The sequence below is a fragment of the Campylobacter sp. 2352 PW genome (genome assembly GCF_024723575.1).
Classification (GTDB): Bacteria; Campylobacterota; Campylobacteria; order Campylobacterales; family Campylobacteraceae; genus Campylobacter_D.
The window spans coordinates 203,581-224,668 of the sequence record NZ_JANQCX010000001.1; the positions used below are offsets into that span (position 1 = coordinate 203,581).

Sequence of the window (21,088 nt, forward strand, 5' to 3'; positions counted from 1 at the left end):
TAGTTTATACTTTTAACTTTAAAACAATATAAGAAAGAGAGAATTTATGGGAAGAGCGTTTGAATATCGCAGAGCCTCTAAAGAAGCAAGATGGGATAAAATGAGCAAACTTTTTCCAAAACTTGCAAAGGCTATACAAGTAGCAGCAAAAGAAGGCGGAGCTGATCCTGATATGAATCCAAAGCTTCGTAGTGCCATAGCTACTGCAAAAGCTAATAATATGCCAAAAGACAATATCGATGCAGCTATTAAAAGAGCAAGTGGAAAAGATAGTGCTGATATTAAAAATATCCACTATGAAGGAAAAGCAGCACATGGAGCTTTAATCATTGTTGAGTGCATGAGTGATAATCCTACACGTACAGTAGCCAATGTAAAAGCGATTTTTAGCAAAAATGGTGGAGAAATTTTACAAAATGGCTCTTTAACTTTTATGTTTTCACGCAAAGCTGTTTTTCATCTTGAAAAATATGATAGAGATTTAGAAGAACTTGAGCTTGAACTCATTGATGCAGGACTTGAAGAGCTTGAACAAAATGAAGAGGAATTACTAATTATAGGTGATTACATTGCTTTTGGTGAGCTTAGCAATGCCATAGAAAAAAAAGGTTTAGTGCTTAAAAAAGCAGGACTTGAATATCTTGCAAACAATCCTGTAAATTTTAGCGAAGAACAACTTCTTGATATTGAAAAATTGCTTGATAAATTAGAAGATGATGATGATGTACAAGCAGTTTATACTAATATAGAATAGGATCAAAAAATGCTTAAAAAAATCGACACAAAAAATGCAAAAAAATACAATTTTGCTATCATTAGCACCGAAAAAGGTGATATAAAATTAAAATTATTTCCTGATGAGGCGCCGCAAACTGTGTGTAATTTTGCCAACTTAGTTAATGATGGTTTTTATGATGAGCTTGTTTTTCACCGCGTGATTCCAAATTTTGTGATACAAGGTGGTTGTCCTTATGGTATAGGCTCAGGTGGCCCTGGATATGAGATAGAATGTGAATGTGACGATCAAAAACACAAGCACTTAAGAGGTAGTTTGTCTATGGCTCACGCTGGCAGAGATACAGGCGGATCGCAATTTTTCATTTGTCACAGCCCACAGCCTCATTTAGACGGAGCGCATACTATCTTTGGGCAAATTAACCCTGAAGATAAAGAAAGTTTGGAAGTACTAGATAGCATTAGAGCAGGAGATAAAATCAAAACTATCCAAATTTTAGAAAAACTTTAATTTTACATCTCCTTAAAATTGTGCTATGATTTTTAAGGAGATTAATTATGCATTTTATTTTTATTTGTATTCATCTTATTTGTGCTGTATTTTTTATAGCCTATGTATTTTTTGATGTATGTGTTTATCGCTTTGCTTATCAACACGCAAACAAAGAAGATTGTGATAAAATCAAAAAAGCCTATACTAAATCAAGTATTTTTATTTTTGCTGGTATTTTTATCTTACTTTTGCTAAGTGGATTTTATCTTTTGAGCTTTTATGAAATTAACTCTTTTTGGGATTTTTTTGCGAGTAATTTTGGCATATTTTTATTTATCAAACTTTTATTATTAATAACAATGCTAGCTTTGACTTTTTACTCTTTATTTTTTATAAAAGTTTTAAAAAGAAAAGATCCTTTGAAATCTCACTTGATTGCATTGATTTTATGTATTTTAGTAATCATTTGCGCAAAAGCCATGTTATATTTTTAAAACATTAAAACTAAACTTATATCATTAGCTTAAAAAATAAAGGTTATTTATGCTTGGTGATATTATAGATTTTTTACTCACTCTTGCAAAAGATTGGGGTTATTGGGGGATTATTTTTCTTATGTTTGTAGAAAGTTCCTTTTTTCCTTTTCCCAGTGAAGTAGTGATGATACCTGCTGGATATTTAGCCCATCAAAATGAACTTAACTTTTGGCTATGTCTATTTTGTGGGACTTTTGGAGCTCTTTTAGGAGCTTTGCTTAATTATTATTTATGTTATTTTTTAGGGCGGGAGGTTCTTTTAAAAATATGCAAATATTTTGGAGTTAATGAAGCAAAATTTGCTCAATTTGAGGCCTTTTTTAATAAACATGGTGAAATATCCACCTTTAGTGGTAGATTAATCCCTGGTTTGCGTCAGTATATTTCTTTACCTGCAGGATTAGCAAGAATGAATTTGAAAAAGTTTATATTTTATACTAGTTTAGGGGCTGGAATTTGGTGTTTGATTTTGCTTATATTAGGTTATGTTTTAGGTAAAAATGAAGATTTAATCAAAGAATATTTGCATTTTGTTATTATAGCTTGTATTGTTTTTGCTACTATGATTGTGGCTATTTATATCTATATCCAAAAGAGAAAAAGGATATCTTAAAATTTCAATTTTAAATACCTAGTTTCATTAGCTAGGTATTTTATTATTTCCTTTAATTTAATATATATTTTCTAAAAACATTTAAATTTATATGATTTTATATTTGATTTTTGATAAAATATTATAAAAATTATTTCAAAGAAAAAAGGTTATGCAAAAGCCACCTATTCAAAATTTAACAGATTTTTTAATCGAATACATTAGTGTTTTTCTAAGTGCTGGAACCTACACAGCAAGAGTGGCAAAGTGCGTTGGAAGAATAGCTAATGCATATGGTTATGAGATTAACATGAATTTTTTCTTTCATCATACCACACTAAATATTTTTGATAAAGATGATAATTCCATACAAAGAACCTATATCATACCTAATAAACACAATCACATTAACTTTAAACTTATTTTAGAGCTTAGTGCATTAAGCTGGCAAATTCATGATCATAAATACAACCTAGAAGAAGCTAAATTTTCTCTTTTAAAACTCAAACAAAGCACAAGAAATCCTTTTTTAGCGAATTTATTTTTAGTATCAGTGGCAAATTCCGCATTTTGCAAGCTATTTGGAGGAGATTTTTATGGCTGTTTATTTGTATTTTTAGCTACTTTAGTAGGCTTTAGCTTAAGAGTTTTACTCACTAGAATAAAAATTGATTTAAGAATTCAATACATTATTTGTTCTTTTTTATCCTCTTTTATTGTATTTTTTGGGGTGGATTTAAAACTCGTGCAAGAAGCTAATGTTGCTTTGGGTTCTAGTATATTGTATTTAATTCCTGGGGTTTATTTTATAAACTCCGTTATAGACATTTTAAAAGATCATATACTTATGGGACTTAGTCGTATTATAAGCGTAGCGATATTGGTATGTTGTATTGCCATTGGAATTTACACTACTCTTGGTATTAATGATTTTGGGATTTTAAGATGATTGATTATTCTTCTATACTTTGGGATATGTTTTTTGCAGCTTTAACAGGTTTTGGTTTTGCTTATGTGTGTAATCCACCCTTTAAAACACTCATACTCTCAGCCATATTAGCCGCTATAGCTCATGGTATGCGCTTTACCTTGATGGGATATTTTGGCTTTCAAACCTTGGCTATTGCAACCTTTATAGCTTCTTTTAGTATAGGCTGTCTTGGTTTATTTTTAGCTAAGATTTTTAAAACACCTGCTGAAATCATAGCTTTTCCCGCTCTCATTCCTATGATACCTGGAATTTATGCATATAAGGCCATATTGTATTTGATTTCTTTTATACGCTCAGAAGATATTAGCGAAAAGACTAATTTCTTGATTCAATTTTTTGATCATTTTTTTACAACACTTTCAGTAACACTAGCCTTAGCAGTAGGAGTAAGTGTGACTTTGCTTTTATTTTTTGAGCAAAGCTTTATGATGACAAGAAGTATTAAAAAAAGTAAAAATCACGATCAAAATTAATCGTGATTCATTTTATTTTTTGCTTCTATCCCCATAAGCGCAAAAGCTGTTTTAATACTTAAAGCACATACGGCAAAAAGTTTTAAAAGCTCATCTTCATTATCTGAACCAACTACTTTATTTTCATTATAAAATTTATGAAATAAAGAAGCTAAATTTTTTAAATAATCAGAAATTTTTTGCAAGGCTCTTGACTCAAATGCGTCATTAAGCACTGCTTTTAAATTTAAACTTTCAAATAAAAGATTCATGCCATCTTCATTCAAACTCTCAAGTTTAGCATGCATAACATCATCTACACTCTTACCGGCTTTAGCAAATACTTGATGAATTCTTGCATGAGCATAATTAATATAATACATGGGATTAGAACTATCTTCTTTTTTAAACTCATCTACATCAAACTCTAAATGTGTATCACATTTTTTACTAATAAAAATATATCTTAACACATCACTACCAAGCTCTTCTAAAACATCACCCATTAAGATGAAATTTCCTGCTCTTTTGCTCATTTTATAAGGCTCACCATTTTTTAATAATGAAACCATTTGCGCTAAGATAATTTCAAGATTTTGACTATCATGACCTAAAAATTCCATAGCAGCTTTCATTCTAGCTATATAGCCATGATGATCAGCTCCCCATATATTAATACACTTATCATAACCGCGGCTCATTTTATCTTTATGATAAACTATATCAGCAGCTAGATAAGTTCCTTTTCCATCATCTTTAATAATCACACGATCTTTTTCATCACCTTTAGCACTTGATGCAAGCCAGATTTTACCATCTTGTTCATAAGTACCGCCATGCTCTTTTAAAGCTTTTAAGGTATTTTCTAATTCATTATAATAACTCGTTTCGCTCACATAAGTATCAATAAATATCTTAGCATCGGCCAAATTTTGCTTGATAATTTTAAGCATTTTATCCTTAGCCCAAAGTGCTAATTGCGGAATGTTTTCTTCTACAAAGAAATCTTTTTCAAAATCAACAAAAGCTTCTTTTGCTACATCTACGATATATTCGCCTTTATAATACTCATCAGGATATTGAACTTGCTCTTTTAAACAATGCTCTTTTACTGCAAGTAATATAGAAAGACCTAAAAGATAAATTTGATTACCTGCATCATTGACATAATATTCTGTATCAAATTTATACCCTAAATGCCTAGCAACCCTAGTTAAAGTATCGCCAAAAATAGCCCCTCTAGCATGTCCTATGTGCAAAGGTCCTGTCGGATTTGCACTCACATATTCAAGCAAAAAACTCTGCTCTTTTTTATCATCTTTTGCAAAATTTTCACTATCGCCCAAAGCTTGCGTAGCCAAAGAATTTAAAAAAGCTTTTGAAAGTTTAAAATTTACATAACCATTTAAAGCCTCTACACTTTCAAAACAATCACAATCTTTTAACTTAGCAACAATATCATTGGCAATTATCATAGGATTTTGCTTTAATTCTTTAGCCAAAGAAAAAGCCAAAGGCGTGGCAAAATGAGCTAGATTTTTATTCTTGGGATTTTCTAAGATAAAATCTCTTCCTAATTTTTCTTTAATTTCTTTATAAACTAAAGTTTTCAATGTATTGCCTTAAGCTTTTTTTACTTCTTCGTTATTTTCTTTTACAAGAACATCTTTTTCATTGATTTTTTCAATTTTTTGCGCATCTTCTTGAACGATTTTTTTATCATCTTCTGTATTCATTTCATCTTTAAAAGTTTTAATACCTTTTCCTAAGCCTTTAGCAAGCTCTGGAATTTTTTTTGCACCAAAAAGTAACACTACTATAAGTAATATAATCAACCATTGAGTTCCGCTTGGCATATGCATTTTATTCTCCTTTATTCCATTGAATTTGAATTTGTTTTAAATCATGTTTTGTACTTTTTAATTTTGAAGCTTCAAAAACCGCTTCTAACTCCCTATAGCTTTTTTCAAGATCATCATTTATGATTAAAAAATCATATTGATCTAAATAAGCCATTTCATCACTAGCATTTTCCAATCTTTTGCTAATATCTTCTATTTTATCAGTATTTCGCTTAAGCAATCTTTTTTCAAGTTCTTTTTTATTTTTAGTTGTAATAAAAACAGAAGTAATATATTCAGGCATTTTTTCTTTAGCTATACAAAAACCTTGCACATCGATATCAAAAATGACACTTTTACCCTCTTGTAATGCTTTTTTCACAGGGATTAACGAAGTGCCATAATAATTTTTATGCACCAAAGCCCATTCTAAAAAATCACCTTTTTCTATACCTTGTTTAAATTCTTCTTCGCTAATAAAAAAATAATCTACTCCATTTTTTTCATTTTCTCTAGGAGCTCTTGTTGTGCTTGAAATAGAAAAATAAATATTATCTTTTTCTTTAAAAAGCCTTTGAAGCAAGGTACTCTTCCCTGCTCCACTTGGCCCTGAGATGATTAAAATTTGGCCACTCAATGTTTATCCTCATCAAAGCTTATGTTAATGTTTATATTCATTTTCATGCCTTTTAAGGCTGCTTTTAAAGTATCATCAGTAATACTCGAAGTGATAGTTTGAGCTATGCTTTTACTAAGCTCATTTACCATTTCATCTTCTTGTAAATTCTCTGCTTTTTCTTCAGTGTTTACCTTGCTTACTTCTTTCTTTTCTACAATAGCTGGAGCAAGTTCTTCTCCTAAAGCTAACATAATATCATTTTCGTTTAAATTTGCAAATTCATCTTGCGTTTCATCTAAAACTTCACTCATATTTTCCTCATTCACATCGGCTTGTGGTTTCATTTGTAAATCTTCACCCTCACTTAAATCCTGCATATCAAAATCACTCATTAAATTCTCATCAATATCACCAAATTCTTCATCTAGTTCATCAATAGCAGCTAATTCTTCTTTTATTTTATCTTGAGTGCTTAACTCCTCTTCTGGTTGAAAATCATCTATACTTTCATCTTCAAAAACCTCTTCTACTAAAGGTTCATTTTCTTCTGCAACACTATCACCATCTTTTGCTTCACCAATAAATTGAGCATCTTCAGGTAAATCATCAAAACTCATCTCTTTTTCGCTCATTTCTTCAACCATAGGTAAATCATCAAGAGAATCAAATTCGGCGGGGTTTTCTTCTATATTTTCTTCTATATTTTCTTCTATATTTTCTTCTATATTTTCTTCTATATTTTCTTCTATATTTTCTTCTATATTTTCTTCTATATTTTCTTCTATATTTTCTTCTATATTTTCTTCATGTTGTTCATCTACTAATGTTAACTTATCATCTAATTCCTTGTCAATATCAGCTTCATTTGATAATTTAGATTTATCTTCAGCTTCTAATGAATTATCTAAATTTTCTTCAAAAAAATCTTCTTGCAGATTTAAATCATCTTCACTTAAACTTTCTTCATGCTCAGACAAATCAATACCAGCCAAAAGTTCATTTCCATCTAAAGGCATATCTTTATCAATTAAAACATCCTCATCAAAACTCAATTCATCTTCTTCTAAAGTACTATCCTTACTTTCACTTAAAGTTTTTTCATTACCCAAAAGTTCTATAAAATCAGTCGGTAAAAAAGGCTTATATAAACACTCTACGCCTTCTACTTGCTCTTGGTTTCTAGGCAATAAATAAATCAATCTATTACATTTACTTTTCAATTCATCTAAATTAGCTTCAATATCATGATCTATGATGATAATATCATAAAATTCTTCAAGTTCTTCAGCATTTGCAAGCTCTTCAAATTCATAACCTAGTTTTTGAACCCCCAAACTAATTAATTTTGAAACAGCTACATTAGAATTTATCAGCACAACCTTCATCTGTCATCTCCCAAGTTAAAGAAATGTATTATTTTAAAACATTTTTAATTATTTATTGCTTATATATTGAAAAACAATAACTCCATATGCTCAAAACTTTTTAACATTAAATTTTTAAAATACTGCATCATGATGAGTAAAATAGCAATAAGCACCGCAAAAGATAAAAATATCTTGATAGGATAACCCACCACTAAAAGATTAAATTGTGGCATAGTTTTCATAAGCATACCAAAAATAACATCTGATAATAAAGATATTGCTAAAATAGGAAAAGCCATAGAAAAACCGAGCACAAAGATATTTACCATAGCTTTATTCAAATAAAGCATTAAATTCTCATGCGGATAAAATCCACCCAAACTAATATAATCTAACGAACTAGATATAAAAAGCAATACCAAATGATGACCATCAAATGCTAAAAAAACCAACAATGCAAGCAAATTTAAAACTTGAGAAATTACTGGAGTATTAGCACCTGTAGCTGGATCTAAAATACTAGCCATAGAAAAACCCATGGTAAAAGAAATTTGCTCACCTGCCATTTGTAAAATGGCAAAAATCATTTGCAAAATTAAACCTGCAACCATCCCAAAAAGCACTTCACTTAAAAGATATAAAATAAAAAAAGAATCAGGTGTATTATTTTCAAGTTTTGCCAAAGGATATAAAAACATTGTTAAAAATAAAGCTAAAGTTGTTTTTACTACCAAAGGTATACTATTGTGAGAAAAAAAAGGGAAAAATACTATTAATCCACTCATTCTGGCAAATAAAAGCATGAAAATTACAACATTTTCATCGCCTAAATATTTAACAAATTCCATAATTACTTAAATGATAAATCCTATCACATTTTTTAGCAAGTTCTTGATCGTGAGTCACAAAAACTAAAGCTGCATTATTTTCTTTGACATAACTAATCAAAATATCTAACACATTTAAAGCATTTTTAAAATCTAAATTACCAGTAGCCTCATCAGCAAAAATGATTTTTGGTCTTTTACTTAAAACTCTAGCTATACTTACTCGTTGCTGCTGTCCACCACTTAATTTTGTGATCTTTTGATTCATTAAATCAACAATATCAAGTTTTTTTAATAACTCATAATCGATATTTTGCCTACTCAAAATACTTGCAAGCTCTATATTTTCAAAAGCTAAAAAACCTTTAAATAAATAGTGCATTTGAAAAATAATCCCAAAATCTTTTCTACGAATTTCTAATAAAGCTTCATCGTTTAAGGAATACAAATCCTGATTATTATAAAAAACTTTTCCTGATTGAGGTTTTAACAAGGTAGATAAAATATGTAAAAGAGTAGATTTGCCACACCCACTACTTCCACATATTGCGATACAATCTTTTGTATTTAAAGTAAAATTTAAATTTTCAAAAAGCGGAATATCAAAACCATGGCTTAAATTTTCCGCTTTTAAAAGTTCCATTTTTAACCAATTTGCGCAGCAACTTCAGCAGCAAAATCTTCAGTTTTCTTTTCTAGACCTTCGCCCACTTCAAAACGAATAAATTCTACTATTTTAATAGTTCCACCGAATTCTTTTTCTTTTTCTGCAATTACTTGCTCAACAGTTTTTTTGTCATCCATCGCATAAAACTGTCCCATTAGAGTAAGTCTACCATCAAGCTGAGAATTATCCGCTATAAAGCTATTTAGTTTACCTGGGATAATGTTAGGCCAAATTTTTTCTGGTTTTCCTTGTGCTTGAAGTTCAGCTTTAATAGCTTCTTCAGCTTCTTGGATTATCTCTTGAGTTAATTGCTTTCTACTTGCAAATTTTGGAATTTTAAGCTCTGGCTTATTAGGGTCTTTTAACCTTCTTCTTTCTTCATTTTCTTTTTCCAACTCTGCAACTAAAGCTTTATATTCATTTTCTACAAAATCCATATCAAGCTCTTCATAAGATAGATAACTTGGTTTCATTGCAGCAATATGCATACAAAGGTGTTTTAAAAATTCTCCACACTTATTAGCCGTAGCTTCACTATCACAAGCTGCAGCAATAATAACACCCACGCGTCCATTAGAATGAACATAACCATTTACCGCTCCACTAGCTCCAGCTTTTACAGTAGCAAATCTTCTTACAACTAAATTTTCACCTATAGTTGCAATTTGATTTTTTAAATATTCTTCAAATTTAACACCATTAATCTCACTTGAATGCAACTGCTCAACATTTTGAAGGCTTTTAGCTTGAATATGTGCTGTTGTATCTTTTGTTAAAGCAATAAATTGTTCATTTTTAGCAACAAAATCTGTTTCAGAATTGATTTCACTTACAGTTGCGCATTTTAAATCATCGCTTACTTTTACACTTACTAAACCTTCAGCAGCTAAACGATCAGCTTTTTTATCAGCTTTTCCAAGTCCTTTTTCTCTTAAAAGTTGTACTGCTTTTTCAAAATCACCATCTGTGTCTTTTAAAGCATTTTTACAATCCATCATACCTGCGCCAGTACTTTCGCGCAGTTCTTTTACCATTTGTGCAGTGATTTCAGCCATTACTCTTTATCTCCTTCAAAATCTTCTTCACTCATAGCTTCTTCTAAAACTTCTTTTTTTTCTTCTTCAGAGATTGGTTGTTCTTCATTTACTTCACCATCTTGCTCTCTTAAAGCTTTACCTTCATTGATTGCTTCAGCCATTTCTTGGCAGAAAAGTTGAACTGAACGAATCGCATCATCATTTCCTGGAATTGGGAAATCTACTAAGTCAGGATCGCAGTTTGTATCTAGTGGAGCAACCACAGGGATTTTTAATCTATTAGCTTCTTGTACCGCAATTTTTTCTTTAACAGTATCGATAACAAAAATCATATCAGGTTGAGTTTTCATATATCTAATACCACCAAGATATGCTAGTAATTTTTCTTTTTTTCTAGTAAGCATTAAAGCTTCTTTTTTAGTTAAAAGCTTAATGCTTCCATCTTCTTCCATTTTTTCTATAACTTCTAATTTTCTAATCGATTGGCGGATAGTTCCAAAGTTAGTCATCATACCACCAAGCCATCTATGATTTACATAAGGCATACCGCATTTTTCAGCATATTCTTTAATCGCTCCACCAGCTTGTTTTTTAGTACCAACAAATAAAATTGTTTTACCTTCTGCAGCAGCATCGCGAACGATATTATATGTGTATCTAAAATATCTAAGTGTTTTTTGTAAATCAATTACATAAATACCTTTTCTTTCTCCAAAAATAAATTTTTTCATTTTTGGATTCCATCTTCTTGTTTGGTGTCCAAAGTGTACACCACACTCTAATAAATCTCTCATGCTTACCATGAAATTCTCCTTGAAATAAAATAATTAGGTTTATTCCTCCGCATTCTTTAACCCATAAGCAACCTAATAAGGAAATTAATGCGTGTGAAATGAAAGAATATTATATCAAATTTTATTTTATATTTAGCTTATTATTGAAGAAAAAGAACGCCACAAAGCGTTCTTTGGGTAAATTAGTGTAGTTTAGACCAAACTGATCTTTTCCAGCCTATAGCAAAAATACTTAAGATAGCAAAGAATATCATAATATAAAATCCTGTTTGCTCTCTTTCTTCTTTTTTACTATCACCAACTTTTTCAAGATAATTAATAACTTGGGTTTGTGCTTTTTCATTCAAACCAACTCTTGGCATAGCAGTTCCATGAATTTTCTTTTGAGGTTCATTGATGAAGATTTCAAGATAATGTGCACCTTTAGAACGAATCATCATAGATAAATCTGGAGGTGTCATACCAAGATAATTTTTTAAATCACTCATGTTTGAGCTTGAAACAAAGCCATCATATTTTACATCATGGCATCTTCCACAAGCATTTTCAAATGTATGTTTGTTTTTAGCAAAATCAAACTCTTTTGCAATTAAAGCTGTTTTTGCTTGCTCTGAAAGCTCTTGATTTTTAGCATATTTTTCTTCTAAATCAGCTTTTAATTTTGTATCAAATTCTTTTTCATATTCACTAGCTGTATTTTTAAAGAATGCAATTAAGTCTGCCAAATCTTGATTATCTTGTGCTTCATCGCCACTTAAAGGATAAGCAGGCATTAAGAATGGATTTTCATCATTAAATTTATGTGAAATTTGCAAAGCTTTAACCGGATCAATGATAAGTGCGGTTAAAAATTTCTCATCATAAATAGCACCCGCATCACTTAAATCAGGAGGTGTTACACCTAAAGAAGAATCTGTGATAGTAGCAGGAATTCCAGCAGCTTTTACACCATGACATGCAATACAATTTCCTTCAAAAAGTTCTTTTCCTTTTTGTGCATTGCCTTTAGTAAAATCGATTTTTGCGATTTTTTCCCATAATTGCTTAGTAGCTTCTTCTTGGCTTTTAGCAAGCTCTAATGCTTTTTGAGCATTAGCTATAGCTTTTTCACTTCCTGAAGCATTAGCATCCATTGCTGCCTTTTCTTTTAAAGCAACTTCACCTTTGGTAAATTCTGCATCAGCTTTTGCAAAGTCAAAATTAACCGGAGTTGAAGGAGGATTCATCACTGAATGTGCATAAGGCTCAACACCCCAATAAACTAAACCTGTGAAAAAGACAACTACAAAAAATATTTTTAATTCTCTCATTATTAGCCCCTTTTTCTTTCCATGATAGTAATAATTGGCAAGACTACTAACAATAATAGTAAAAATACCATAGAAGCGTAAAATCCTATCCAAGCATTAATTCCTGTTGGAGGAAGTTTTCCATAAACTGTTAGTACAATTAAATCTATCAATAACACCCAAAACCATACAAAAAACATCGGTCTTTCATGTGCTGGTTTTACAACATCACTTCTATCAAGCCAAGGTAATAAGAAGAAAATAATTTGTGCTATACCAAATGCTGCAAGCCCTATATCAAAAGCTTTAATGCTTCCAACATCAAAGAAAAATCCTCTTAAAACTTCATAACTCCACAAGAAATACCATTCAGGATAAATATGAGGAGGTGTTTTTAAAGAATTTGCTGGGTCAAAGTTGATTGGATCCATTGCAAAATTAAATTTAAAACATACTAAATAAAAGAAGAAAATCATAAATAGCGCAATATACATAAAATCTTTAGCTAAAAATCCTGGCCAAAAAGGAATAACTTTAGAACCTTTTGTATCACCTGCTAAATATTTTTCAGCTTCTAAATCAAAATCAATTTCTTCTGAAATTTCATTATTTACATGAGGAATTCTTAAAGAATAAAAGTGAAATGCAATAATTGCTAAAATCACGATAGGCAATAAACATACATGCAACATAAAAAATCTAGTTAAAGTTGGATCTGAAACTGCAAAATCTCCTCTTATCCAAATAACCAACGCATCACCTATAAAAGGAATTCCACCAAAAAGTTGAGTAATAACTTGAGCAGCCCAAAAACTCATTTGCCCCCAAGGCAACATATATCCACTAAATGCTTCTGCTGAAAATACAACAAATAAAAGCATACCACTAATCCAAATCATTTCGCGGCCTCTTTTATAAGAGCCATAATAAATTCCTGTTAACATATGGATATATATGATTAAAAATACAACCGAAGCAGCCACACCGTGCATATGACGCCAAAGCCACCCATACTCCACTTCTTGCATAATGGTTTTATTTACGCTATCAAAAGCCAAAGCTACATCTGGCTTGTAATACATTACTAAAAATAAACCTGAAATAAATAAAATAGCAAAAAGAGTAGTTAAAATAACACCCATTGCCCATAAGAAGTTAATTTGTTTTGGTATCCAATATTGAGCCATTAAAACATTAAAAAGCTTATTTACAGCTAATCTTTGATCAAGCCAATCTACAATACCATTTGCTTTTTTTATCTGTGCCATATTAAGCCTCCGCGATCATTTTTTTATATTCTGGACCTTCTTCGCCTAATACTAATTTTGTTCCATCAATTCTAAAAGGAGGAATGTCCAAAGGTCTTGGAGGAGGACCAAATACATTTTTACCACTGGTGTCAAATTCACCACCATGGCAAGCACACTTAAATAATTTTTCGCTTGGAGCGTAAGCTGGAATACAGCCTAAATGCGTACAAAGACCAATAACTACAGTATAAGCAACATCACCTACAACAACATCTCTATTGCTATCTTTTGCCATATCTGCATCTTTTTTTAAGATAAATATAGGCTTCTTACGCCATTCAATTGTTCTAAGCTCGCCCTCTTTCATGCCAGAAAGATCTACAGTAGTAATACCTGCTGCTTTTACACTTGGGAGTGGATCCCATGTTTTTTTCATTGCAACTAATGAAAAAGCACCACCCACAGCAGCTACCGTTCCAAAGGCAAAGCCCATAAAGCTTCGTCTACTTTCAGATGTAGCCATTTTACTTCCTTTGTTTTGATTTTTTTGTAAAACTTAGCAGTTTATCTAAAAAATGATAAATTTTTTCTTTGGTATAAAAAGCTTGATTTAAGATATATGGATATTTATTTAAAAACAAAAATAAATGTTTGTTTTAAATCATAACAATAGATAAATTTATTATTATCTATTGTTTTTTCATTTTGATATAAATATGTAAAATATCCAAAGCAGCAGGAGTAATACCGCTAATTTGCGAAGCAGCAAAAATAGTTGGTGGATTAAATTTTTGCAGTTTTTCCACTACTTCATTACTCAATCCACTCACACTTTTAAAGTCAAAATTTTCAGGGATTTTCAAATCATTTAAATTTTTCATTTTTTCAATTTGTGCTTTTTGCATTGCTATATAATGATAATACTTTGCTTCATTTAAAATTTCATTTAAAGAATACTCATCCATATTTTTAAACATTTCATCTAAAGCTTTTAATTTTTCTATATTAAAACTAGCTCTTGCAACAATTTTTTGCAAGCTCACTATTGAAGTAATCTTTTCTTCTTCAATACTTTGTAAAAATTCATTATTTTGATTACTTGGTGTCCATGTAGTTTGAAGTAAAAGCTCAAGTCCTTTGCTAACATTTTGTTTTATATTATCAATATATACATAGTCTTCTTGACTTAAAAGTTTAAAATTATATCCATATTCTCCAAGTCTTAAAATAGCATTTTCTTCTCTTAAGAGCAATCTATACTCAGCTCTTGAAGTAAACATTCTATAAGGCTCTTTGGTGCCTTTCATCACCAAATCATCGATTAATACCCCTATATAAGCCTCATCACGCCTTAACACAAAAGGTTCTTTTTCATCAATTGCTAAAACCGCATTCACTCCTGCCATAAAACCTTGTGCAGCAGCTTCCTCATAACCAGTAGTTCCGTTAATTTGCCCAGCACAATATAAATTTTTAATCTTTTTAGTTTCTAAAGTATGTTTTAATTCCGTTGGATCAATATAATCATACTCTATAGCATAACCAAAACGCGTGATTTTAGCATTTTCAAAACCTTTTATACTTCTTAACATCGCAATTTGCACTTCATAAGGAAGCGAGGTAGAAAAGCCATTGATATAATATTCAGTCGCATCTTTAGTTTGTGGTTCTATAAATAAATGATGACTTTCTTTATCGCCAAAACGATTAATCTTATCTTCTATAGAAGGACAATATCTTGGTCCTATACCTTCAATTTGTCCTGTAAAAAGCGGAGCACGGTAAAAATTACTTTTTATAATCTCATGTGTTTTTAAATTTGTTCTTGCTATATAACATGGAAGTTGATTAGGCTTGAAATTTTTCGTTTTAAAACTAAAAGCTTTAGGGTTTTCATCTCCAGGTTGAATTTCTAAAACACTAAAATCAATACTTTTAGCATCAACCCTTGGGCAAGTTCCTGTTTTTAATCTTCCTACTTTTAAACCACTTTGTTTTAAGTAATCTCCTAAATTTACAGACGCAAGCTCGCCTACTCTACCTGCTTGAAGCTTAGTTTCACCTATATGGATAAGTCCGTTTAAAAAAGTTCCTGTTGTAAGTATGATTTTTTTGGCAAAATATGTATTTTCTAAATTAGTTTTAACACCCTTAACTTCATCATTTTCTATAAGTAAAGACAAAGCTTGCTCTTGAGAAATTTCTAAATTTTCAAGTTTTAAAAGCTTATTTCTAGCACAAATTCTATAAGCATCCATATCAATTTGCGCTCTACTTCCGCGCACTGCAACACCTTTACTTTCATTTAAAATTCTAAATTGAATTCCAGCCTCATCGGTAATTTGTCCCATAAGTCCACCCATAGCATCAAGCTCTTTTACCAAATGTCCTTTTGCTAAACCACCTATAGCAGGATTACAACTTGCAGCACCAATTTGCTCGATTAAAGTAGTTAAAAGTAAAGTTTTTTTACCCATTCTAGCAGCCCCGGCACTAGCCTCAACTCCAGCATGCCCACCACCTATTACGATTATATCATACATATTTTGACCTCATTTTTATAAAAAGGCAAAAATTATATAATATTTTTTAAAATAAAATACTAAAAATACTTTTTGAAATTTAAAAGTTTTAGATAAAATCTCATAAAAATTAAAGGTATTGAATGTTTAATGGATTAATCCGCGAATTAGCCTTTGTCAAATCATATCAAAACAACACTTTAAGATTAAAAGCAAACTACAAACCAAAGCTAGGTGATAGCATAGCAGTTAATGGTGCGTGTTTGAGCGTAACAAAACTTTTTGATGATGGTTTTAATCTTGAGCTTTCTTATGAAACAAGAACTCACATAGCTATTGAAAATTTAAAAGATTATGTGCATATTGAACCTGCACTAGCTTATGGCGATAGAATAGATGGACATTTAATGCAAGGGCATATTGATGGTATAGGTGAAATTACTAATATTTCTAAAAAAGAAAATGGAGTTGATTTTTATATTAAATGTCCTGATGATATACAAATTTATATGGCCAACAAAGCAAGCGTAGCCATAGATGGGGTGAGCTTAACTATCAATGAAGTTTTAAAAGATGGTATTCGTTTGACTATTATTCCTATAACCTTTAATGAAACCTTGTTTAAAAACTATACCATAGGAAGACGCGTGAATATAGAAAGTGATCTTTTAGCAAGATATATACACAGACAATTAAATTATAAAAAAGAAATTTCATGGCAACAAATAGACAAGATTACATCACTTTATTAGAAAATGATTTTGCAAAAGCTTTTGTAGCCTTTGATCAAGATTATAATATTTTTAGAGCAAAAATTTATGATAATATTTTTCCTTGGGAAAATTCAATAAAAAAGTGTATATTTTTAAATCAAATTCATTCTAATATCATCACTCATTATAATAAAGATTTTCATTTTAATGCTGATGGGATAATTAGCAATGAAAAAAATATAGCTTTGTGTATTTTAAGTGCTGATTGCTTACCTTTACTTTTATATGATGATGAAAATAAAGCCGTAGCAGCTTTACATTCGGGTAGAAAAGGTTGTTTTGAAAACATCTTAAAAGAAGCTGTTTTAAAAATGCAAAAAAGCTTTAACACTCAAACCAAGAATTTAAAACTCATTATTTCAGCAGGAATTTGTGCTAAAAATTATGAAATTAATGGCGAGGTTTTAAACTACAGCAAAGAAAAATTTGCACCTTTTTTACATGAAAATAAGCTTGATTTAAAAGCATTAGTTAAATTTCAAGCAAAAGAATTAGGTGTTAGTGATATTTTTGATATCAATCTTTGCACCTTTGATGATAAGAGATTTTTTTCTTATAGAAAAAACCAAACTCCAAAGCGCATTGTTAGCGTGATTTATTTAAAGGATTAAAATGTATGAAGTAAAAAATTTGCTTGCTTTAAAAATTTTACAAAAGGCTATAGAATTTGGTGATAATGACTTAAGCAACGAAGTTTTAATCACTCAAATGCTAAATCATACCTCACAAACTCTAAATCAAAACGATACTAAAAATTTAAATGAATTTATCACAACACTTATAAATGCCAAAGAAAAGGCTAAAATGAGCAATAAATAATTTTAATTTTTCCAAGTTAAAATAAATTTTGTTCCTTTATTTAGCTCACTTTCTACTTTTATGTTAATGTTATGATCTTTACAAATTTTATCCACTAAAGAAAGCCCTATACCAAAACCACCTTGATTTTCATTAAATCTCGAATAACGCTCAAAAATGTTGGCCAAATTTTCCTTTGCTATACCACAGCCACTATCTTCTATTATAAGTCTTTGCTCCAAAAGCATTATTTTGATATGTCCATTTTTTACATTATATTTTATAGCATTATTAACAAGGTTATCAAACATTTTAAAAAACTGCTCTTTATTGGCATAAATTTTTCCATCATCTTTCAAGCTAAGTTCTAAGTTGATATTTTTTTGCTCCAAAAATATCTTAAAATACTCCATTCTTTCTTTAATCAAATCTTTTAAAAATATCCAATCTTTTTTTGCTTCATAAGCTTGAGAAAAATTTAAAAAAGTTAAATCTGAATACAAATGACTCAAAGTCAAAGCAGCTATTTTTACACGCTTTAAAGCTTTAACTTCTTCAAAATTCTTTTTTCTTTCTAAACCTTCTACACTCATTAATATCGCACTAATTGGAGTATTAATCTCATGAGTGGTATCTTTTATAAAATTATTTAAAAATCTTATTCTCATTTCTAAAGGCTTGAGTGCAAATTTTAGTATAAAATAAGCCATTATACTTACAAAAATCAAAGAAAAAACCATAGCCAAAGCTACTTTAAATCTTATAAATCCAAGTTCTTTGGAGATATCATCACCTTGTACCAAAACCCTCAAACGATTAACATCACCTAGGACCTCCAAAGCATCTTGTCCTTGAGTATTTGCAAGCAATAAATTATTTAAATTCACATCAGCTACATAAATTAGAGTGTTATTATTATAAATATTTGCGTTATTAAGTTTAAAAAATGTTGTTTGAGCAGGCAAGTCAAGATTAGAAAAATAAACTTTTGTTCTATCAAATATTGCAAATTTTATATTAGAAATTTGAGCAATTTTTCTAACACCTTTTTCTATAGGCTCAAAACGTAACTTTTCCATTTGTAAAATTACAAAACGATGTTCTTGTCTTAATTTTATGCTATGTTCGGCTATTAATTCTTCTATTAACTTTGCATACCATACGCCAAAAAGTACTATAAGAACACTTCCTATACTCACTAAATACAAAGAAAGAATTTGCCATGCAACGCGCTTGGCTTCATACATAACAATACCCTCTTCCTCTTTGGTTGACAATACTATCTTTACCTAAAATTTTTCGTAAATTTTTTACATAAGCTCTTAAGCTAAGCTCACTTGGCTCCTGATCATACTCCCAAATTTCTTCAAAAATACAAGCAGTATCTATAAATTTACCTTTATTTTTTAAAAGCAAAGATAAAAGCTTTAATTCTTTTAAAGGCAGAGTTAAAGGTTTATCGTCTTGATATAAAGTTTGCGAAATAAAAGCAAACTTAAAACCATTTCCCAAGTCTTCATAATCTTCATTTTTATGAGCAAAAGAACGCTTTAAAATAGCATTAATTCTTATTTTTAACTCCTGCAATTCAAAAGGCTTTTTAATATAATCATCACAACCGCTTTCAAAACCTTTTTGTAAATCCATAGTAGTATTTAATGAAGTCATAAAAATAGCTGGAGTATATTTGCCAGCTTCTCTTAAATTTTTAAGCACACTAAAACCATCACCTTGTGGAACTTTTACATCTAAAATCCATAAATCAAAATTTTTCTCATAAGCTTTATCTTGCGCATCTTGAGCATTATCCACTAAAGTAACTATAAAACCTTCTTCTTCTAAAAATTCACTAACAATTTCTCCTAAATTAATATCATCTTCTAACAAAAGAATTTGTGTAGCCATTTTTAACCTTTTTATCATATTTTCTTAAAACATTATATTTTTTTTGTGTAAATTGAGTGTGAATTTAGTAGAATTAAAGCAAAATATTTATAAAATATTAATTATTTTATAATGTTATACTGTTAGGATTTTTATGTTACCTGAATGGGATAAAAAATATAGCATTAATAATGAAAAAATTGATGAACAACATAAAAAACTTTTTGAACTTGCTGCTAGAGTTGAAGAAATTTCAGATAGACCAATTTATCAAGTAGAACTTAAAAAGATAGTTGCTGAATTTTTTCACTATATTAAAATTCATTTTCAAGATGAAGAAAACTACATGGCTGAGATTAATTATCCTTACTTAAACCAACATAAACTCATGCATAAACAAATCACACAATCTATGGTAAAACTTATACAAAGTATAAAAAGCACTAATGATTTAAAAGAAAAATTATATATAGTGGTTAATTCATGGCTTATAGAACATATCATTCAGCATGATATGATGATAGAGTATTGGAAACAAAGTGCACAAATACAAAATTCTTCAGATAGCTTTGAAGAAGAAAAACCAAAAATAAAAAATTTCTTATATCAATGCCAATGCGAAGGTAGAATTCATAAAGTTCCTTATGAAATTCATTTAAAAATACAATATTCTAAAGTACAATTTAAATGTAAAAAATGCTCTACTAGTTTAATTTTATGTAAAGAAAAAACAGAAATTTAATAAAAATTAATCATAATTTAAAATATTGTAAATTATAATACATCAAGAACTCTCCCACAAACCAAACAAGGGGTTTTAGTATGTTACCAAAATGGTGTGACAAATATAGTATTCACAATGAAGAAATCGACAGGCAACATCAAAAACTTTTTGAACTTGCTGCCAATGTTGAGATGATTTCAGATAAGCCTATTCATAAAGGACAGATTAAATTTTTACTTGCGGATTTTTTCAATTACATGAAAGAACATTTTGCCGAAGAAGAAAAATATATGGCAAAAATAGGCTATCCTGAACTTGCTAATCATCAAAAAATTCATAAAAGTATCATACAATCCATGATAGATTTGATCCAAAATTTAAAAAGCACTAATGATTTAAAAGAAAAACTCAATATTATTGCATCCAAATGGCTTTTAGAGCATATTTTAAGAGAAGATATGAAAATAGAAAAATGGCACCAAGCCCAACTTAGTAAAAAAGACAAAAATACAAACTTAGGAGAATTGCAAGAATTTTATGAATACATTTGTTATTGCGCAAATAAAATTCACAAAGTTCCTTATGAAATTCATCAAAAAATACAAACAACTAACGCAAATTATAAATGTAAAGCTTGTCAAGAAGCAATAAGACCAAAATAAAGGCTAGACAATGAATAAAAGATACACTCTAACTCTTTCAGAGGAACTTTACGAGCGCTTAAGTCAAACTGCAAAATTTTCTAAAAAGAAAAAGGCTGAAATTTTACGCAATGCTTTAGAAAATTATCTTGATGAAATGGAAGATTTTGTTCCTGCTATAGAGGCTTTAGAAGATTTAAAAGATGGAGATAGTAAAAAATTAGACAGTGTTATTAAAAAATTAAAATGCTAACTC

The 21,088-nt window shown here is 29.8% G+C and carries 26 protein-coding genes; 12 read left to right on the top strand and 14 right to left on the bottom strand.

Annotated elements, in window-relative coordinates; translation table 11 throughout:
- Window positions 1–46: 46 nt before the first annotated feature.
- The 6 genes from CAMP5121_RS01050 to CAMP5121_RS01075 all read left to right on the top strand — a co-directional run bounded on the left by CAMP5121_RS01050 (window position 47) and on the right by CAMP5121_RS01075 (window position 3,820).
- Window positions 47–754 (top strand): YebC/PmpR family DNA-binding transcriptional regulator, encoded by a 708-nt coding sequence (locus CAMP5121_RS01050; protein WP_337214546.1) that lies wholly within the window; start codon window positions 47–49, stop codon window positions 752–754.
- 9 nt (window positions 755–763) lie between these two features.
- On the top strand, window positions 764–1,246 hold the full coding sequence (locus CAMP5121_RS01055) for a peptidylprolyl isomerase (RefSeq protein WP_337214547.1): 483 nt from the start codon (window positions 764–766) through the stop codon (window positions 1,244–1,246).
- 47 nt (window positions 1,247–1,293) lie between these two features.
- Window positions 1,294–1,722 (top strand): trehalose-6-phosphate synthase, encoded by a 429-nt coding sequence (locus tag CAMP5121_RS01060; RefSeq protein WP_337214548.1) that lies wholly within the window; start codon window positions 1,294–1,296, stop codon window positions 1,720–1,722.
- 49 nt (window positions 1,723–1,771) lie between these two features.
- Entirely contained in the window at window positions 1,772–2,377 is a 606-nt protein-coding gene (locus CAMP5121_RS01065; protein ID WP_337214549.1) for a DedA family protein, read from the top strand.
- 151 nt (window positions 2,378–2,528) lie between these two features.
- The gene (locus tag CAMP5121_RS01070) at window positions 2,529–3,305 is read left to right on the top strand and encodes a threonine/serine exporter family protein (protein ID WP_337214550.1); all 777 of its coding nucleotides are present in this window, start codon (window positions 2,529–2,531) and stop codon (window positions 3,303–3,305) included.
- Window positions 3,302–3,820, top strand: a complete 519-nt coding sequence (locus tag CAMP5121_RS01075; protein ID WP_039618755.1) for a threonine/serine exporter family protein — start codon at window positions 3,302–3,304, stop codon at window positions 3,818–3,820. Before CAMP5121_RS01070 ends, CAMP5121_RS01075 begins: the two co-directional genes overlap by 4 nt.
- Here the strand turns inward: CAMP5121_RS01075 and argS are convergent.
- The 12 genes from argS to mnmG all read right to left on the bottom strand — a co-directional run bounded on the left by argS (window position 3,817) and on the right by mnmG (window position 16,033).
- Complete coding sequence (gene argS, locus CAMP5121_RS01080; protein ID WP_337214551.1) at window positions 3,817–5,412, bottom strand: arginine--tRNA ligase; 1,596 nt, start codon at window positions 5,410–5,412, stop codon at window positions 3,817–3,819. The genes CAMP5121_RS01075 and argS overlap by 4 nt on opposite strands.
- 9 nt (window positions 5,413–5,421) lie before the next feature.
- Window positions 5,422–5,661 (bottom strand): twin-arginine translocase TatA/TatE family subunit, encoded by a 240-nt coding sequence (locus tag CAMP5121_RS01085; protein WP_039618758.1) that lies wholly within the window; start codon window positions 5,659–5,661, stop codon window positions 5,422–5,424.
- Window position 5,662: 1 nt separating this feature from the next.
- Window positions 5,663–6,277 (bottom strand): guanylate kinase, encoded by a 615-nt coding sequence (gene gmk / locus CAMP5121_RS01090; protein WP_337214552.1) that lies wholly within the window; start codon window positions 6,275–6,277, stop codon window positions 5,663–5,665.
- Window positions 6,274–7,644, bottom strand: a complete 1,371-nt coding sequence (locus CAMP5121_RS01095) for a hypothetical protein (protein ID WP_337214553.1) — start codon at window positions 7,642–7,644, stop codon at window positions 6,274–6,276. Before CAMP5121_RS01095 ends, gmk begins: the two co-directional genes overlap by 4 nt.
- 59 nt (window positions 7,645–7,703) lie before the next feature.
- The gene (fliR, locus tag CAMP5121_RS01100; protein WP_263664301.1) at window positions 7,704–8,474 is read right to left on the bottom strand and encodes a flagellar biosynthetic protein FliR; all 771 of its coding nucleotides are present in this window, start codon (window positions 8,472–8,474) and stop codon (window positions 7,704–7,706) included.
- Window positions 8,461–9,096, bottom strand: coding sequence for an ABC transporter ATP-binding protein (locus CAMP5121_RS01105; RefSeq protein WP_337214554.1), 636 nt, complete (start codon window positions 9,094–9,096; stop codon window positions 8,461–8,463). The genes fliR and CAMP5121_RS01105 overlap by 14 nt, the downstream gene beginning before the upstream one ends.
- A 2-nt stretch (window positions 9,097–9,098) precedes the next feature.
- Window positions 9,099–10,175 (bottom strand): translation elongation factor Ts, encoded by a 1,077-nt coding sequence (gene tsf, locus CAMP5121_RS01110; protein WP_263664303.1) that lies wholly within the window; start codon window positions 10,173–10,175, stop codon window positions 9,099–9,101.
- The gene (gene rpsB, locus CAMP5121_RS01115; RefSeq protein WP_039626640.1) at window positions 10,175–10,960 is read right to left on the bottom strand and encodes a 30S ribosomal protein S2; all 786 of its coding nucleotides are present in this window, start codon (window positions 10,958–10,960) and stop codon (window positions 10,175–10,177) included. The genes tsf and rpsB overlap by 1 nt, the downstream gene beginning before the upstream one ends.
- A gap of 173 nt (window positions 10,961–11,133) precedes the next feature.
- A complete protein-coding gene (locus CAMP5121_RS01120) occupies window positions 11,134–12,261 on the bottom strand; it encodes a c-type cytochrome (protein WP_337214555.1) in 1,128 nt (375 codons plus the stop codon).
- A gap of 2 nt (window positions 12,262–12,263) precedes the next feature.
- The gene (locus CAMP5121_RS01125) at window positions 12,264–13,508 is read right to left on the bottom strand and encodes a ubiquinol cytochrome c oxidoreductase, cytochrome b subunit (protein WP_039668616.1); all 1,245 of its coding nucleotides are present in this window, start codon (window positions 13,506–13,508) and stop codon (window positions 12,264–12,266) included.
- A gap of 1 nt (window position 13,509) precedes the next feature.
- Complete coding sequence (locus CAMP5121_RS01130; protein WP_039618773.1) at window positions 13,510–14,013, bottom strand: ubiquinol cytochrome c oxidoreductase, 2Fe-2S subunit; 504 nt, start codon at window positions 14,011–14,013, stop codon at window positions 13,510–13,512.
- 166 nt (window positions 14,014–14,179) lie between these two features.
- Entirely contained in the window at window positions 14,180–16,033 is a 1,854-nt protein-coding gene (mnmG, locus tag CAMP5121_RS01135; RefSeq protein WP_337214556.1) for a tRNA uridine-5-carboxymethylaminomethyl(34) synthesis enzyme MnmG, read from the bottom strand.
- 122 nt (window positions 16,034–16,155) lie between these two features.
- On the opposite strand from mnmG, the gene ribE reads away from it, so the two are divergent.
- The 3 genes from ribE to CAMP5121_RS01150 are packed head-to-tail and all read left to right on the top strand — an operon-like array spanning window position 16,156 to window position 17,604.
- Window positions 16,156–16,764 (top strand): riboflavin synthase, encoded by a 609-nt coding sequence (gene ribE / locus CAMP5121_RS01140; RefSeq protein ID WP_039618779.1) that lies wholly within the window; start codon window positions 16,156–16,158, stop codon window positions 16,762–16,764.
- Complete coding sequence (gene pgeF / locus CAMP5121_RS01145) at window positions 16,728–17,396, top strand: peptidoglycan editing factor PgeF (protein ID WP_337214557.1); 669 nt, start codon at window positions 16,728–16,730, stop codon at window positions 17,394–17,396. Before ribE ends, pgeF begins: the two co-directional genes overlap by 37 nt.
- Before the next feature lies 1 nt (window position 17,397).
- Window positions 17,398–17,604, top strand: coding sequence for a hypothetical protein (locus CAMP5121_RS01150; protein WP_337214558.1), 207 nt, complete (start codon window positions 17,398–17,400; stop codon window positions 17,602–17,604).
- Window positions 17,605–17,606: 2 nt separating this feature from the next.
- Here CAMP5121_RS01150 and CAMP5121_RS01155 read toward each other — a convergent pair whose 3' ends face one another.
- On the bottom strand, window positions 17,607–18,860 hold the full coding sequence (locus CAMP5121_RS01155; RefSeq protein ID WP_337214559.1) for a sensor histidine kinase: 1,254 nt from the start codon (window positions 18,858–18,860) through the stop codon (window positions 17,607–17,609).
- Window positions 18,823–19,488, bottom strand: a complete 666-nt coding sequence (gene dccR / locus CAMP5121_RS01160) for a two-component system response regulator DccR (RefSeq protein WP_337214560.1) — start codon at window positions 19,486–19,488, stop codon at window positions 18,823–18,825. The genes CAMP5121_RS01155 and dccR overlap by 38 nt, the downstream gene beginning before the upstream one ends.
- 133 nt (window positions 19,489–19,621) lie before the next feature.
- Between dccR and CAMP5121_RS01165 the strand changes: the two genes are divergently transcribed.
- From CAMP5121_RS01165 to CAMP5121_RS01175, 3 genes are all read left to right on the top strand, one after another.
- Window positions 19,622–20,209: a bacteriohemerythrin gene (locus tag CAMP5121_RS01165; protein ID WP_337214561.1), complete on the top strand. Its 588-nt coding sequence runs from the start codon at window positions 19,622–19,624 to the stop codon at window positions 20,207–20,209.
- An 80-nt stretch (window positions 20,210–20,289) separates the two neighbouring features.
- On the top strand, window positions 20,290–20,853 hold the full coding sequence (locus CAMP5121_RS01170; RefSeq protein WP_337214562.1) for a bacteriohemerythrin: 564 nt from the start codon (window positions 20,290–20,292) through the stop codon (window positions 20,851–20,853).
- 10 nt (window positions 20,854–20,863) lie between these two features.
- On the top strand, window positions 20,864–21,085 hold the full coding sequence (locus tag CAMP5121_RS01175; protein WP_263708933.1) for a ribbon-helix-helix protein, CopG family: 222 nt from the start codon (window positions 20,864–20,866) through the stop codon (window positions 21,083–21,085).
- Window positions 21,086–21,088 lie beyond the last annotated feature (3 nt).

Excerpts from the sequence above, each read along its gene's own strand:
- CAMP5121_RS01170 (WP_337214562.1), top strand. The coding sequence starts at position 20,290 with ATGTTACCAAAATGGTGTGACAAATATAGTATTCACAATGAAGAAATC.
- ribE (WP_039618779.1), top strand. The coding sequence starts at position 16,156 with ATGTTTAATGGATTAATCCGCGAATTAGCCTTTGTCAAATCATATCAA.
- CAMP5121_RS01105 (WP_337214554.1), bottom strand. The coding sequence starts at position 9,096 with ATGGAACTTTTAAAAGCGGAAAATTTAAGCCATGGTTTTGATATTCCG.
- mnmG (WP_337214556.1), bottom strand. The coding sequence starts at position 16,033 with ATGTATGATATAATCGTAATAGGTGGTGGGCATGCTGGAGTTGAGGCT.
- dccR (WP_337214560.1), bottom strand. The coding sequence starts at position 19,488 with ATGGCTACACAAATTCTTTTGTTAGAAGATGATATTAATTTAGGAGAA.
- CAMP5121_RS01065 (WP_337214549.1), top strand. The coding sequence starts at position 1,772 with ATGCTTGGTGATATTATAGATTTTTTACTCACTCTTGCAAAAGATTGG.
- CAMP5121_RS01060 (WP_337214548.1), top strand. The coding sequence starts at position 1,294 with ATGCATTTTATTTTTATTTGTATTCATCTTATTTGTGCTGTATTTTTT.
- pgeF (WP_337214557.1), top strand. The coding sequence starts at position 16,728 with ATGGCAACAAATAGACAAGATTACATCACTTTATTAGAAAATGATTTT.
- CAMP5121_RS01070 (WP_337214550.1), top strand. The coding sequence starts at position 2,529 with ATGCAAAAGCCACCTATTCAAAATTTAACAGATTTTTTAATCGAATAC.
- CAMP5121_RS01085 (WP_039618758.1), bottom strand. The coding sequence starts at position 5,661 with ATGCATATGCCAAGCGGAACTCAATGGTTGATTATATTACTTATAGTA.
- CAMP5121_RS01125 (WP_039668616.1), bottom strand. The coding sequence starts at position 13,508 with ATGGCACAGATAAAAAAAGCAAATGGTATTGTAGATTGGCTTGATCAA.
- CAMP5121_RS01095 (WP_337214553.1), bottom strand. The coding sequence starts at position 7,644 with ATGAAGGTTGTGCTGATAAATTCTAATGTAGCTGTTTCAAAATTAATT.
- CAMP5121_RS01130 (WP_039618773.1), bottom strand. The coding sequence starts at position 14,013 with ATGGCTACATCTGAAAGTAGACGAAGCTTTATGGGCTTTGCCTTTGGA.
- tsf (WP_263664303.1), bottom strand. The coding sequence starts at position 10,175 with ATGGCTGAAATCACTGCACAAATGGTAAAAGAACTGCGCGAAAGTACT.
- CAMP5121_RS01055 (WP_337214547.1), top strand. The coding sequence starts at position 764 with ATGCTTAAAAAAATCGACACAAAAAATGCAAAAAAATACAATTTTGCT.
- CAMP5121_RS01120 (WP_337214555.1), bottom strand. The coding sequence starts at position 12,261 with ATGAGAGAATTAAAAATATTTTTTGTAGTTGTCTTTTTCACAGGTTTA.
- CAMP5121_RS01165 (WP_337214561.1), top strand. The coding sequence starts at position 19,622 with ATGTTACCTGAATGGGATAAAAAATATAGCATTAATAATGAAAAAATT.
- CAMP5121_RS01050 (WP_337214546.1), top strand. The coding sequence starts at position 47 with ATGGGAAGAGCGTTTGAATATCGCAGAGCCTCTAAAGAAGCAAGATGG.
- CAMP5121_RS01075 (WP_039618755.1), top strand. The coding sequence starts at position 3,302 with ATGATTGATTATTCTTCTATACTTTGGGATATGTTTTTTGCAGCTTTA.
- fliR (WP_263664301.1), bottom strand. The coding sequence starts at position 8,474 with ATGGAATTTGTTAAATATTTAGGCGATGAAAATGTTGTAATTTTCATG.
- CAMP5121_RS01150 (WP_337214558.1), top strand. The coding sequence starts at position 17,398 with ATGTATGAAGTAAAAAATTTGCTTGCTTTAAAAATTTTACAAAAGGCT.
- rpsB (WP_039626640.1), bottom strand. The coding sequence starts at position 10,960 with ATGGTAAGCATGAGAGATTTATTAGAGTGTGGTGTACACTTTGGACAC.
- CAMP5121_RS01175 (WP_263708933.1), top strand. The coding sequence starts at position 20,864 with ATGAATAAAAGATACACTCTAACTCTTTCAGAGGAACTTTACGAGCGC.